Origin of the sequence: Corallococcus macrosporus (assembly GCF_017302985.1) — a bacterium.
GTDB lineage: Bacteria > Myxococcota > Myxococcia > Myxococcales > Myxococcaceae > Corallococcus > Corallococcus macrosporus_A.
Genome location: NZ_JAFIMU010000009.1, coordinates 298,707 through 312,040 on the forward strand (window position 1 = coordinate 298,707; position 13,334 = coordinate 312,040).

Here is a 13,334-nt window from a genome sequence, read left to right on the forward strand (position 1 = left end):
TGTCAGGCGTGGGGTGAGATGTCCCACGGCGCGTCCGCGACGGAGCGCTCCGCGGGGTCCCCCAGGAAGCGCACGAAGCCCCGCGACTCCAGCGTGTCGACGAGCTCCTCGGCTTCCAGTTCGGAGAACCGGTTCTCCCTCATGTCGAGCAGCAGGTCGCGCATGAGGGACTTGCCGCGCAGGTAGCCCACGGGCTCGCCCGGTCCAAGTCGGGCCTTCAGGTCGGCGGTGAGTTTCCGCAGATCAAGGTCATCGGAGATCATCACCTCTCAAGGTGTGCCCGACCCCCACTCCCGGCAACGGGGACGGCCGTGGAATCCCCACGCGGCAGGAAGGACACCAGCCGGACGTCCTGACCGTCGCTCTCCAGGGTGATGGCGCCGTCCTGGTCCGTGCGCCAGCACTCGGTGCCCAGGGCGCGGTAGCGCGCCTCCACCTCCGGATGGGGGAAGCCGAAGCGGTTGCGGCGGCCCACGCAGAACACTGCGTGACGTGGCCGCGTGCGCTCCAGGAGCGACGCGGTGGAGGACGTGCGCGAACCATGGTGCGGCACCTTCAACACCGTCACCGGCCCCAAGGCCTCCTCGAGCGCGGCCTCGCCGTCCGCCTCCACGTCACCGGCCAGCAGCACGGTGACGTCACCATGGCGCACGCGCAGCACCACGCTGCGGTCATTCGCTCCCTCCATCAACTCCCGGTCCACCGGAGGCCCCAGCACCTCCAGCGTCGCTTCGCCCAGGACGAACGCGGGCTGCCCCACCTGCACCTCCTCTACGAGAGCGCCCTTCGCGGCCGAGACGATGCGCCGTGACAGCGGCCCCTCCGTGCTCCCCGCGGAGAGCCACAGCCGTTCGGTGGGCACCTGCGCCAGCGTCGACACGAGCCCCAGCGCATGATCCGGGTGCGGATGGGAGAGCACCGCGAGGTCCAGCCGCGACACGCCCTCGGCCTTGAGGAAGGGCAGGACGAAGCGCTCCCCGGTGTCCGCGCCCTCGGGGACGCCGCCCGCATCCACCAGCGCATGGTGCCCCCGGGAGCGCAGCACCACCGCGTCCCCCTGGCCCACGGAGAGGAAGGTGATCCGCAGTGCGGGCTCCGGAGTGAGCACAGGCAGCATCACGGCGCCCAGCACCGCCGCCGGAACGAACAGGCCCAGCCACCGCCACCGTCCCGAACCGAGCGCCCAACACCCGAGGCCCACCGCGTACACCCCGCCCAGCCAAGCCCCCAGCTCCGGCACCTCCACCGCGGCGAAGGGCACGGCCGCGAAGCCCCGCGTCAGCATGAGCAGGAATTCCGAAGCCCAGGCGCCCGCCCACAGCACCGGCGTCGCCACGACTGGCGCCACGACGAACAGCGCAGCGCCACCCGCCGCGAGTCCGGTGAGCACGCCGCACAGGGGCAGGGCGACGATGTTGGACACGAGCCCCGCCAGGCTCACCCGCCCGAACGCCGCCACCACCACGGGCAGCCCCACGAGCGTCGTCGCCGCGCTGGCGCACAGGGTTTGCGCCACCGTCTCGCGAGCCTGGCCCGCCCATCGCTTCAGCCGCCGGGGCTCGGACGGATCCGGCAGGGCGAGAGGCAAAGCCTCGCGCAGCGCGGGCGACAGCAGCACCAGTCCCAGCACGGCGAGGAATGACAGACGGAGCGACAGGTCCACGACGCTCGAAGGCGTCCAGGCCACCAGCACCAGCGCCGCCAGTGACAACCCATTGAGCCCATCCGCGCGGCGCCACAAGGCCAACCCCAGCAGCACCGCCGTGGCCATCACCGCCGAGCGCACCGCGGGCGCCTGGTTGCCCGTGAAGACCACGTACGCCCAGACGAAGGGCACCGCCGCCGGGGCAGCCCACCGGCGCGCCTCCAGCGTCCGCCACCGCCCGCCAAGCCGAACCAATGCCCGCCGCAGCAAGGCCAGCGTCATCAGCGCGAGCGCCGCCACATGCAGCCCGCTGACGCTGAGCACGTGCGCGAGCCCCGCCCGCGAGAAGGCGTCCTCCCAGGCCGCGTCCAGGTCCGCGCGCTGTCCGGCGGCCAGCGTGAGGAACAACGCAGCCGCGTCCGGGGACGGCGCCACGTCGTGGACCGCCGTGGTCAGCCGTCCGCGCACGTCCTCCAGCGCGAGCCGCCACGAGGGAGCAGGGGAGAGCACCAGCACACGCCCGGGCGCGAATCCGCCCGTGAAGGCCACGCCCTGCCGCCGCCGCGAAGACGCGAAGTCCCGCTCACCCGGGTTGGACGGAGGCGCATCAGGGACGAGCCGGGCCTCCACCCGCACGCGCTGCCCGGGCTGCAATGACAGACCCTCACCGCGCCCGGAAAGGCTGGCACGGAATCGGGCCTCGGCCGGAGGCTCCTGCGCGCGGCCAGCCCGGGACACCGCGAGCCGCAGGCGAAGGGCGCCATCGAAGCGCTCCACGCGCTCCAGTTCCCCTTCAAGGACCGCGCTGCCCCCGGACGTCAGCGAAGCAGGCACGTCGACGCGCGCCTCAAAACCGGAAAGTCCCGCGCCCGCGAGGACCAGCGCGCCCAGCACCGCCAGATGCGCTCCAGGCAGCGGGCCGAGCGCCAATCCAGACAGTCCCAGGCAAAGCGCGCAGAGGAGAAATACCCCGGCGGAGCTCTCTGTTCCGGTTGCCCAGAGGGCGCCGAGCAAGAGGCTCAGCGCTGGAAAGAACAACGGACGCGTACCCAGGTCGCGCCACACATAACGAACCAACACCCACCCCCACCCACCGCCCCGTCCGTCACGCGGCGCTCACACACCGAGCGACACCGCACACAAAACCGGACACCGTAGTGCGGCTGTCATCGGGTGGTCAAGGCGATTTCGTTGTCCTTGGATGTGGTTTGTGGTAGTAGTGGCGGGCGCGAAGGCCGGGGTCGAAGCTTTCTCCAAGGAGGCAGTTAGTGCAGACCAGCTTCAAGACTGGTGACAAGGCGGTTTATCCGGGCCAGGGCGTCGGTGAGGTGATGGGCATCGAGCACACCGAGGTCGCTGGGCAGCGCCAGTCCTTCTACGTCCTGCGCATCCTGGAGAACGGGATGCGGATCATGATCCCCATCAACAAGGTCGGTTCGGTCGGCCTGCGGGAGATCATCAGCGAGGAGGACGTCAAGCAGGTCTATTCCATCCTCCGCGAGAAGGACATCTCCGTCGACTCCACCACGTGGAACCGCCGGTATCGCGAGTACATGGAGAAGATCAAGACGGGCTCCGTCTTCGAGATCGCCGAGGTGCTCCGCGACCTGTACCTGCTCAAGGGCGACAAGGACCTGTCGTTCGGCGAGCGCAAGATGCTCGACACGGCCCGCTCCCTGCTGATCAAGGAGCTGTCGCTGGCCAAGGATTGCTCCGAGGAAGAGGTCGAGTCCGACCTGAAGAAGATCTTCAACCTCGCCTGAGTCCCCGCGTGACGCGCGGCCCAAGGCCGCCGCGTTCGCACCGCGCCCCGGGTTCCCCCGATGGAATCCGGGGCGTCGTGTTTCCAGCGTCTGGAGCCCGGGCCCCAAGGGCCGCCCCCCGAGGCGCTGCCCCGTTTGAACTGGTCCGACAGTCGGACCAGTTGGGCTGCCAGGCTCGGGGGCGGCGCGTCAGGCCTTGATCAAGGCGCCTGCACAGCGAGCGCCGCGAGCTGTTCTCGGGCCTCGGCGTTGTCCGCGTCGTGCTGGAGGGCCGCGGCGAAGGCCTCACGGGCGTCGGCGAAGCGCTGGGCCCGGACGGCGTCCTGCCCCGTGCGCACGTAGAGCCCGGCGAGCTGGCGGCGAAGCGAGACGCCCTGGCGGCTCCAGCCGTGGGCCAGCTCCTGGTCCAACCGCACGGCGGCGCCGAGCGCATCCAGCGCCCGGGGACGGTCCTGCTGAGACAGGGCGGTCTTGGCGGAGGCCTCGGCGGCCTGGAAGCGGTGGAGCTGCTGGGCCAGCGTCGTCAGGTTCGCGCGCCGTGCCTGGGCCAGCGCCCCGGAGACATCCCCGGACTCGTAGCGAGAGAGGATGTCCGCGCGCTGGCGCTCATCCGGAGGCCCCGACGGTTCAGCCGAGGAGGCCTCCTTCCGCGCGGATGCGGCGACGACCTGGCCCGCCTGCGGTTCGCCCGTCTTCGCAGGCATGCCGCGAGCAGCCTCCAAGGTGCCGGGAGCCGCCTGTCCGGAGTGCATCCCCCGCGCGATCTCCGAAGCGCTGAGGACCTTCGCGGGCCCCGTGCTCGTAGGCATGCCGCGAGCGACGTCCGCTGCGCTGGGAGTCGTCCCTTCACTCGCGCCTGAACCGGTGGGCTCGCGCGTCTCATGAGCGACGTCCACCGCACTCACAACGTCCGCGGCCTTCGCGGGGGCTTCCGCCTCCACGGCGCGGGCCTCCTTCGAGGGAGCCTCCCGACCGGTGTCGCGAGCGTCGTTCGCAGGCGGCTTGCTCGGAGCGCCTTCCGCCGGGGTCCGCGCGGGAGCCCGGTCCGCCATCCGCATGGCCACCACGCTGATCAGCGCCGCCACCGCGGAGCCCACCACGGCCGCCGCCACCGCCACGGCCACGCCGTTCAACGGCCGCTTCCTATTGCGAGGCAGCGGATCCAACGACGTCCGGCTCACCGTCGGCCCGGCTCCCGAACCGCGAAGCCGCAACGTCGCGTTGCCCAGGCTCAGCTCGTCTCCGGGCCGGATCTCCACCTCGCCCTTGATGCGCAGGCGGTTGACGAACGTGCCGTTCTGGCTGCCCAGGTCGCGCACGGTGAAGACATTCCCCCGCCGGGTCAGCTGCGCATGGCGCCGGCTGATGGACGCGTGCTGGAGCCGCAGGTCCGACGTCGATGACCGTCCCAGCGTGATGGAGCCCTGGTGCAGGGGCACGAGTTGGCCCGCACCAGGCCCCCGCTCCACGTAGACGAACGCGGGCGTCACGCCTGGATCCGAGTACTCCTTCGCCCAGTCGTACCGGGGCGACAGCTCCCGGTCGGACTTCGACCGCTCGCCCGGCCCCCGCCGCTTCAGCTTGCGCGGTCCCGCCGGGTACTGGGGCACGCGCTGCGGGCGCGGATCATCCGCCTGCAGGGGTGACACCTCGTCGTCGTCGAAGGGCAGCTCTTCCGGGTCGTCCGAAGACGCCTGCTGCCCGGGAGGGCGGGGAGGGCGCGGCGGACGCTTCGGATTCGGCGGAGCCATGCGGCGATTCTCCCTATCCGACGCTTCCAACGCCAAGTGCTGGCCTGTGTGGGACCCGGGATCCTAGAGTGTGTATCGCGTTGCGCAAGTGCCGCGCCCACCCTGTTCCCAAAGGAGGACCCTCCACCGTGGCCCCCCCATCCATCCGGCTCTTCAACACGATGTCCATGCAGAAGGAGCCGCTGGAGCCGCTCGTGCCCGGCGAGGTGAAGGTCTACGTCTGTGGGCCTACGGTCTACAGCTACATCCATATCGGGAACGCGCGCACCTTCACGTCGTTCGATGTGGTGGTCCGTTACCTGCGCTACCGGGGCTTCAAGGTGACGTACGTGCGCAACTTCACGGACGTCGACGACAAGATCATCAAGGCCGCGCACGAGACGGGCGAGGCGCCCGTGGCGCTGGCCTCACGCTTCGTGGAGGCCTTCCGCGAGGACGTCCACGCGCTGCACCTGCGCGAGCCGGACGTGTCCCCGCGCGTCAGTGAGACCATCCCGGAGATCGTCGCCCTCATCCAGACGCTCGTGGACAAGGGCTACGCCTATGAGGCGAAGGGCGACGTGTACTTCGAGGTCGACAAGGACGAGGACTACGCGAAGCTGTCCAAGCGCAACCTGGACGACCTGTGCCAGGGCGAGCGCGTGCAGCCCGGCGAACTCAAGCGCCAGCCCCTGGACTTCGCGCTGTGGAAGGCGGCGAAGCCCGGCGAGCCTTCGTGGGACAGCCCCTGGGGCAAGGGCCGGCCGGGCTGGCACATCGAGTGCTCCGCGATGAGCGAGAAGTTCCTGGGCCGCACGTTCGACATCCACGGCGGGGCGTTGGACCTCATCTTCCCCCACCACGAGAACGAGATCGCCCAGAGCGAGTCCGCCACCGGCCAGACGATGGCGAAGTACTGGATGCACTGCGGCTTCCTGGACCTCGAAGGCGCGAAGATGTCCAAGTCGCTGGGCAACGTGGTGCGCCTGCGCGACGCGCTCGGCAAGGTGGACGCGGAGGCCCTGCGCTTCTTCTTCCTCTCCACGCACTACCGCCACCCGCTCACCTTCGGAGAGAAGTCGCTCCAGGACGCCGAGGGGCGCATGGAGTACTTCTACGAAACGCTGCGCAAGGTGGACGAGCGCGTGACGGGCAAGGACTTCGCCAAGGGCCCGCTGCACGGCGACCCCTCCCGCTTCCTCACGGAGTTCGAGTCCGCCATGGACGACGACTTCAACACCGCGGGCGCCCTGGGCGCGCTGTCGGGCCTCTTCGGCCTGATGAACGAGCTCACCGACAAGCCGCCCGTGAAGGACAAGGCGCTGGTGGGCCGCACGCTCCAGGCCCTGCGCGAGCAGGTGCGCGAGATGTCCCGCGTCCTGGGCGTCTTCGAGGACGACCCGGGCGCGTGGCTGTTGCGCCGCCGGGACCGGGCCGTGCGCGAGCGCGGCATCGACGTGGCGGAGGTGGAGCGGCTGCTCGCCGAGCGGACCGCCGCGCGCGCCGCCAAGGACTTCGCGAAGGCGGACGAGGTGCGCGGGGCCCTCAAGGCCCTGGGCGTGGACATCATGGACACGCCTGCTGGCACCTCCTGGAAGGTGGCGGCGCCCGTCGCCTGAAAACCCGCTGGGGGGCTCCCGTGCGGCCATGCTACGCACGGGAGCCATGAGGCTCCTCCCCGCGCTGTTCGCTGCCCTGTGCTCGGTGTCCGCCGTCGCGGCGGGCACGCCCACCGTCACGCCGCAGGAGAAGACGGCCGAACAGGCCATCACCGCGGACCTCCTGCGCGCGCACGTGCGCTTCCTGGCGAGCGACCTGCTGGAAGGCCGCGGTCCCGGCACGCGCGGTGACGCGCTGGCGCAGGAGTACATCGCCACGCAGTTCGAGGGCCTGGGCCTCAAGCCGGGCGCGGAGGGCGGCGGCTACCTCCAGCGCTTCGACCTCATGGGCATCAACAGCCACCCGGGCACCATGACCTTCCAGGCGAAGGCGGGCCGCGTGGAGCTCCAGCCGCGCGAGGACTTCATCGCCGTCTCCGGCGTGCAGGCCCCGGAGGCGAAGCTGGATGCGTCCGAGCTGGTCTTCGTGGGCTACGGCATCGTCGCGCCGGAGTACCAGTGGGACGACTTCAAGGGCGCGGACCTGAAGGGCAAGACGCTGGTCATCCTCAACAATGATCCGGAGGACGACCCGCGCCTCTTCGCCGGCAAGGCGCGCCTCTGGTACGGCCGCTGGGACTACAAATACGAGCAGGCGGCGAAGACGGGCGCGGCGGGCGCCATCATCATCCACACCACGCCCAGCGCGGGCTACCCGTGGCAGGTGGTGCGCACGTCGTGGACCGGCGAGCAGTTCGAGCTGCCCGCGGGCGACGCGCCCCGCCTCCAGGTGAAGGCGTGGACCACCGAGGACGCCACGAAGCAGGTGATGAAGCTGGCCGGGCAGGACCTGGAGGCGCTGCGCACCGCCGCGCAGAAGCGCGACTTCCGCCCGGTGCCGCTGGGCGTGACGCTGTCCCTGAGCCTCACCAACGAGGTGCGCCGCCGGCCCACCGCGAACGTGCTGGGCCTGCTGCCCGGCAGCGACCCCACGCTGTCCAAGGAAGTGGTGCTCTACAGCGCACACCATGATCACCTGGGCAAGAAGGACGACGGCAAGCCCGGCGAGGACGTCATCTACAACGGCGCGCTGGACAACGCGGCCGGCGTGGCCGCGATGCTGTCCGTGGCCCGCGCCTTCACCGCGCTGCCCACGCCCCCGCGCCGCTCCATCCTCTTCGCCGCGGTGGCGGCGGAGGAGTACGGCCTGCTGGGTTCTTCGTACCTCGCGAGCCATCCGCCGGTGCCCCCGGGCCGCATCGCCGCGAACATCAACGTGGACGGCGGCAACGTGCTGGGCCGCACGCGGGACATCACCGTCATCGGCCTGGGCAAGTCCTCCCTGGACACCTTCGTCACCGCGATGGCGAAGACGCAGGGGCGCACGGTGAAGGCGGATCAGCTCTCCGACCGCGGCTTCTTCTACCGGTCGGATCAATTCAACTTCGCGCGCCAGGGCATCCCGGCCGCCTACTTCGGCAGCGGCATGGACTTCATCGGCCGGCCGGAGGGCTGGGGCAAGGCCCAGCGCGGCCAATGGGAGGCGAAGCACTACCACCAGCCCTCCGACGAGGTCCGCCCGGAGTGGGACCTGTCCGGCGCCGTGGAGGACACCCGCCTGTTCTTCCTGGTGGGCGCCCAGGTGGCCAAGGCCCCGGAGATGCCCGTCTGGAACAAGGGGGACGAGTTCGAGGCCGCCCGCCTGAAGTCCCTGGAGGCACTGAAGGCCCCGCCCGCGAAGTAGGGGGGCGCCCCGTCCTTTGCCGGACGGACGTGCACGAAGGTTCAGTACACAGGCAGCGGGGATGTTAGATCTGTCCTCTATGCCGGAGTTCGAACTCGTCAGTGAGCACAAGCCGCAGGGCGACCAGCCAAGGGCCATCGGGGAGTTGACCGAGGGCCTGCTTCGCGGCGACCGCTACCAGACCCTCCTGGGCGTCACCGGCTCGGGGAAGACCTTCACGATGGCGAACCTCATCGCCAACGTGAAACGGCCCGCGCTGGTCATCGCGCACAACAAGACGCTGGCCGCCCAGCTCTACGGCGAGTTCAAGGCGCTCTTCCCGAACAACGCCGTCGAGTACTTCGTCTCGTACTACGACTACTACCAGCCCGAGGCCTACGTCCCGTCGACGGACACCTTCATCGAGAAGGACTCGTCCATCAACGACAACATCGAACGGATGCGCCACTCGGCGACGCACAGCCTGCGCACCCGCAACGACGTCATCATCGTGGCCAGCGTGTCCTGCATCTACGGCCTGGGCGCGGCGCGCAGCTACGTGGACCTGGCCATCCGCGCCGCCGTGGGCGAGGAGATGGGCCGCGACGGCTTCATGCGCAAGCTGGTGGAGGCCCAGTACGAGCGCAATGACCTGGACTTCCACCGCGGCACCTTCCGCGCCCGAGGCGACACCGTGGAGGTGTTCCCCGCGTACGAAGAGGAGCGCGCCGTGCGCGTCAGCTTCTTCGGCGACGAGGTGGAGCGCATCACCGAGTTCGACCCGCTGCGCGGCCAGACGCTGAACGCGTTGGAGAAGATCGTCATCTTCCCCGCCAGCCACTACGTCGCCGGCGCGGACGCGCGCCAGAACGCCATGCGCACCATCCGCGAGGAGCTGGCCGAACAGCTCCAGAAGTTCAAGGCGGAGGGCAAGCTGCTGGAGGCGCAGCGCCTGGAGCAGCGCACCATGTTCGACCTGGAGATGATTGAGCAGGTGGGCTACTGCAACGGCATCGAGAACTACTCGCGCCACTTCACCGGGCGCGCGCCGGGCGAAGCGGCCCCGTGCCTCATCGACTACTTCCCGCGCGACCTGCTGGTCCTCATCGACGAGAGCCACCAGACCGTCTCCCAGATTGGCGCCATGTACCGCGGCGACCGCGCCCGCAAGGAGACGCTGGTCAACTTCGGCTTCCGCATGCCCAGCGCGCTGGACAACCGGCCGCTGAAGTTCGGCGAGTTCGAGGAGATGGTCCCCCAGGCCGTCTTCGTCTCCGCGACCCCCGCCGAGTACGAGCTCCAGAAGTCCAAGGGCGTGGTGGTGGAGCAGATCATCCGCCCCACCGGCCTCACCGACCCGGAGGTGGAGACGCGCCCCGCGGGCAATCAGGTGGACGACCTGCTGGAAGAGGTCCGCGTGCGCGTGTCGCGCAACGAGCGCGTGCTGGTGACGACGCTCACCAAGCGCATGGCGGAGGACCTCACCGAGTACTACAGCGACGTGGGCGTGAAGGTCCGCTACCTGCACTCGGACATCGACGCGATCCAGCGCATGGCCATCATCCGCGACCTGCGCCGGGGCGAGTTCGACGTGCTCGTGGGCATCAACCTCCTGCGCGAGGGCCTGGACATCCCGGAGGTGTCGCTGGTGGCCATCCTGGACGCCGACAAGGAGGGTTTCCTGCGCAGCCACGTGTCGCTCATCCAGACCATTGGCCGCGCGGCGCGCAACGTGAACGGGCGCGTCATCATGTACTCGGATCAGATGACCGACTCCATGAAGCGCGCCATGGATGAAACGGCGCGCCGCCGTGAGATCCAGCAGGCGTACAACAAGGAGCACGGCATCACGCCGCGGTCCGTGAAGAGCAACATCACCGACTTCACGGAGAACATCCCGGACTACGACGCGGGCGCGGGCGCGCTGCCCATGGCGGCGGAAGGGGAGAACGACCTCCTGGAGCCCAAGGAGATCAAGCGCCTCATCGAGGAGTTCAACGCGGAGATGCTCAAGGCCGCGGACGAGATGCAGTTCGAGAAGGCCGCCGAGTTCCGCGACCGCGTCCAGCTGCTCAAGGACATGGACCTGGGGCTCAAGCCCGCGTCGCGCTCACTGCTCCGCGCGCCGGCCAAGGCGGTGGATCAGCCCGGCACCACCCCGAAGAAGGGCAGGGGACGCGGACGGCCTTCCGCGTCCGGTGGCGGTTCGTCTGGCGGTTCTTCTGGGGCCGCGAAGCCCGCGGCCCGTTCGCGTTCGCGCAAGAACTAGGACCCATCATGGACATCCGGCTGCAGGAGAAGCTGGACGCGCTGCCCACCGAGCCCGGCGTGTACCTGATGAAGGACAAGCGCGGGACCATCATCTACGTGGGCAAGGCGGTGAACCTGCGCAGCCGCGTGCGCAGCTACTTCAACCGCTCCGGGGACACCCGCGTCTTCGTGTCCCTGCTGGACACGATGCTGGGCGACCTGGAGACGGTGCTCGTCCACAACGAGAAGGAGGCCCTGCTCCTTGAGAACGAGCTGATCAAGAAGCACAAGCCGCGCTTCAACGTCCTGCTCAAGGACGACAAGCAGTTCATCTCCCTGCGCCTGGACCGCACCCAGCCGTTCCCCCGGCTGGAGGTGGTGCGCAAGTACGAGAAGGACGGCGCGCGCTACTTCGGCCCGTACTCCAGCGCGGGCGCCATCCGCGAAACGCTGCGCCTCATCAACCGCTTCTTCCGCCTGCGCACCTGCACGGACCACGTGCTCGCCAACCGCAAGCGGCCGTGCCTGCTGTATCAAATCGGACGGTGCCCCGCGCCCTGCGTCCATCCGGTGTCCCCGGAGGACTACCGCAAGAGCGTGGACGAAGTGGCCATGTTCCTGGAGGGCAAGGCGGGGCAGCTCATCGAGGGCCTGCGCCTGCGCATGAAGCGCGCGGCGGTGGAGCTGAAGTTCGAGGAGGCCGCCCGCGTGCGCGACCAGTTGCTCGCCATCGAGCGCAGCCTGGAGCGCCAGAAGGTGGCCACCACCGACTTCAAGGACCAGGACGTCTTCGCCCTGTACCGCGAGGGCGACCGCATCCTGTTCTACGTGCTGCACGTGCGGCAGGGCCGGCTCAACGGCGGCCAGGCCTTCCCCTTCGGCAGCCAGGAGTTCCCGGACGACGAGCTGCTCGCCTCGTTCGTGAACCTCTACTACGACCAGGGCGGCTTCGTGCCGGAGGAGGTCCTCCTGCCCCTGGAGCCCGGCGACGGCACCGACGGCCTGGAGGCCCTGCTCACGGAGCGCAAGGGCGAGCGCGTGCGCGTCTTCGTCCCCAAGCGCGGGGAGAAGCATGAGCTGGTGAACATGGCGGTGAAGAACGCGGAGCAGGCGTTCATCGAGCGCAAGCGCACCAAGGACGAGACGGACACCGTCCTGTCACGGCTCCAGTCCAAGCTGGGCCTGCGCAACTTCCCGCGCCGCATGGAGTGCTACGACATCTCCCACTTCCAGAGCTCCTCCATCGTGGCGTCGCAGGTGGCCGTCACGGACGGGGAGACGGACAAGTCGCGCTACCGCAAATACAAGATCAAGTCCGTGGAGAAGCAGGACGACTTCGCCAGCATGTACGAGGTCATCACCCGCCGGCTCAAGCGCGGGCTGGAGGACAACGACCTGCCGGACCTGCTCGTCATCGACGGTGGCAAGGGCCAGCTCGCCAGCGCCCACGCGGCCATGAAGGACCTGGGCGTGGAGGGCGTGGACGTGGTGGGCCTGGCCAAGAGCCGCGATCAGGAGGTCTTCGACCGCGACGCGGAGAGCGCGAAGAGCCCCGAGCGCGTGTTCGTGCTGGGCCGCAAGGACCCCATCGTCCTGCCCCAGAACTCGGCGGAAATGTTCATGCTCACTCGCATGCGGGATGAGGCCCACCGCTTCGCCATCACCTTCCAGGGCAAGTCCATGCGCAAGAGCGCCATGCGTTCAGCGCTGGAGGACATTCCCGGCGTGGGTGAAGGAAGGCGGAAGATGTTGCTGCGCCACTTCGGTTCTCTCAAGCGGGTGGGTGACGCCAGCATCGAGGAGCTGACCGAGGTCGTGGGCCCGGCGATGGCCGAGCGCGTCCACGCGGGCCTGCACGGCGACCCCGAGGACGACTCCGAGGACCCCGTGCGCGAAGCCTCCCTGGATGACGCTTCCGAACCCGTGCACGAAAAAGCGGATGGAGGGTCGCCACCCGGTGCGGCATGATTAAGTTCCGCTTCGGACGCCGGGGGGACTGGCCGCTGGAACCCGCGACGTTCCTAGGGTTTTTCATTGCGACCATGCTCGGCGCTGATTTATAGCGGTTGAAGATCCGAGCACGTTTGAAGAGGACGAGGGACCGACATGAGGCTGTATCCGAAGGTGATCCCGATCATCTCGCGCGAGGCCATTCAGCAGCTCATGCAGGACGGGGACATCGAGGTGGAGCCGATGCGCGTGGCCGACGCCGAGATGGATCTCTCCGCCATCATGCGCGAGTACCTCGCCAACGAAGAGCGTGTGAACCAGGCGACGCGCGAGGCCCTGGAGCGTCGGGGATATGACTACTCCAAGTTCAACCAGGTGAAGCGCGAGATGGCGGACGTGCGCGGCTTCAAGATGGGGGACGAGGGCATCGAGTACGTCATCAACCAGATGATTGAGTTCCTCCTCATCAGCCGGAACGTCGAGGAGGTCTACTCGCCCGACAACGTGCTGCGTCAGAAGATGTTCCAGGGGATGAAGAAGCACCTGGACGTCGACGATGAGATCGACAAGGAGGCCCGCTCGCGGCTGAAGCACCTGCAGGAGGGCACGAGCGCCTTCGACATCGAGTACAACAAGACGGTCGAGCAGATCCGCCGCGCCCGCGGTCTGATTTAG

The 13,334-nt window shown here is 69.0% G+C and carries 9 protein-coding genes; 6 read left to right on the forward strand and 3 right to left on the reverse strand.

Going from position 1 to position 13,334, the window contains the following annotated elements; translation table 11 throughout:
* Nucleotides 1-2: 2 nt before the first annotated feature.
* Both JYK02_RS29235 and JYK02_RS29240 read right to left on the reverse strand, forming a co-directional pair.
* Nucleotides 3-263 carry a hypothetical protein gene (locus JYK02_RS29235; RefSeq protein WP_207055954.1) on the reverse strand — a complete coding sequence of 87 codons (261 nt, stop codon included), beginning with the start codon at nucleotides 261-263 and terminating at the stop codon, nucleotides 3-5.
* Nucleotides 263-2,575: a DNA internalization-related competence protein ComEC/Rec2 gene (locus tag JYK02_RS29240; protein ID WP_242589322.1), complete on the reverse strand. Its 2,313-nt coding sequence runs from the start codon at nucleotides 2,573-2,575 to the stop codon at nucleotides 263-265. The genes JYK02_RS29235 and JYK02_RS29240 overlap by 1 nt, the downstream gene beginning before the upstream one ends.
* Before the next feature lie 338 nt (nucleotides 2,576-2,913).
* On the opposite strand from JYK02_RS29240, the gene JYK02_RS29245 reads away from it, so the two are divergent.
* The gene (locus JYK02_RS29245; RefSeq protein WP_014398206.1) at nucleotides 2,914-3,408 is read left to right on the forward strand and encodes a CarD family transcriptional regulator; all 495 of its coding nucleotides are present in this window, start codon (nucleotides 2,914-2,916) and stop codon (nucleotides 3,406-3,408) included.
* A 200-nt stretch (nucleotides 3,409-3,608) separates the two neighbouring features.
* Here JYK02_RS29245 and JYK02_RS29250 read toward each other — a convergent pair whose 3' ends face one another.
* On the reverse strand, nucleotides 3,609-5,159 hold the full coding sequence (locus JYK02_RS29250) for an FHA domain-containing protein (protein ID WP_207055955.1): 1,551 nt from the start codon (nucleotides 5,157-5,159) through the stop codon (nucleotides 3,609-3,611).
* A 128-nt stretch (nucleotides 5,160-5,287) separates the two neighbouring features.
* On the opposite strand from JYK02_RS29250, the gene cysS reads away from it, so the two are divergent.
* From cysS to JYK02_RS29275, 5 genes are all read left to right on the forward strand, one after another.
* Complete coding sequence (gene cysS / locus JYK02_RS29255; RefSeq protein WP_207055957.1) at nucleotides 5,288-6,757, forward strand: cysteine--tRNA ligase; 1,470 nt, start codon at nucleotides 5,288-5,290, stop codon at nucleotides 6,755-6,757.
* Nucleotides 6,758-6,803: 46 nt separating this feature from the next.
* Nucleotides 6,804-8,480 carry a M28 family metallopeptidase gene (locus JYK02_RS29260; protein ID WP_207055958.1) on the forward strand — a complete coding sequence of 559 codons (1,677 nt, stop codon included), beginning with the start codon at nucleotides 6,804-6,806 and terminating at the stop codon, nucleotides 8,478-8,480.
* A 79-nt stretch (nucleotides 8,481-8,559) separates the two neighbouring features.
* Nucleotides 8,560-10,728, forward strand: coding sequence for an excinuclease ABC subunit UvrB (gene uvrB / locus JYK02_RS29265; protein WP_207055959.1), 2,169 nt, complete (start codon nucleotides 8,560-8,562; stop codon nucleotides 10,726-10,728).
* 8 nt (nucleotides 10,729-10,736) lie between these two features.
* A complete protein-coding gene (uvrC, locus tag JYK02_RS29270) occupies nucleotides 10,737-12,677 on the forward strand; it encodes an excinuclease ABC subunit UvrC (RefSeq protein ID WP_207055960.1) in 1,941 nt (646 codons plus the stop codon).
* Between the two features lie 138 nt (nucleotides 12,678-12,815).
* The gene (locus tag JYK02_RS29275) at nucleotides 12,816-13,334 is read left to right on the forward strand and encodes a DUF507 family protein (protein WP_120527258.1); all 519 of its coding nucleotides are present in this window, start codon (nucleotides 12,816-12,818) and stop codon (nucleotides 13,332-13,334) included.

Bases quoted from the DNA above. Each gene is read 5' to 3' on its own strand.
- JYK02_RS29250 (WP_207055955.1), bottom strand. From the start codon at position 5,159: ATGGCTCCGCCGAATCCGAAGCGTCCGCCGCGCCCTCCCCGCCCTCCC.
- JYK02_RS29260 (WP_207055958.1), top strand. From the start codon at position 6,804: ATGAGGCTCCTCCCCGCGCTGTTCGCTGCCCTGTGCTCGGTGTCCGCC.
- uvrC (WP_207055960.1), top strand. From the start codon at position 10,737: ATGGACATCCGGCTGCAGGAGAAGCTGGACGCGCTGCCCACCGAGCCC.
- uvrB (WP_207055959.1), top strand. From the start codon at position 8,560: ATGCCGGAGTTCGAACTCGTCAGTGAGCACAAGCCGCAGGGCGACCAG.
- JYK02_RS29275 (WP_120527258.1), top strand. From the start codon at position 12,816: ATGAGGCTGTATCCGAAGGTGATCCCGATCATCTCGCGCGAGGCCATT.
- JYK02_RS29235 (WP_207055954.1), bottom strand. From the start codon at position 263: ATGATCTCCGATGACCTTGATCTGCGGAAACTCACCGCCGACCTGAAG.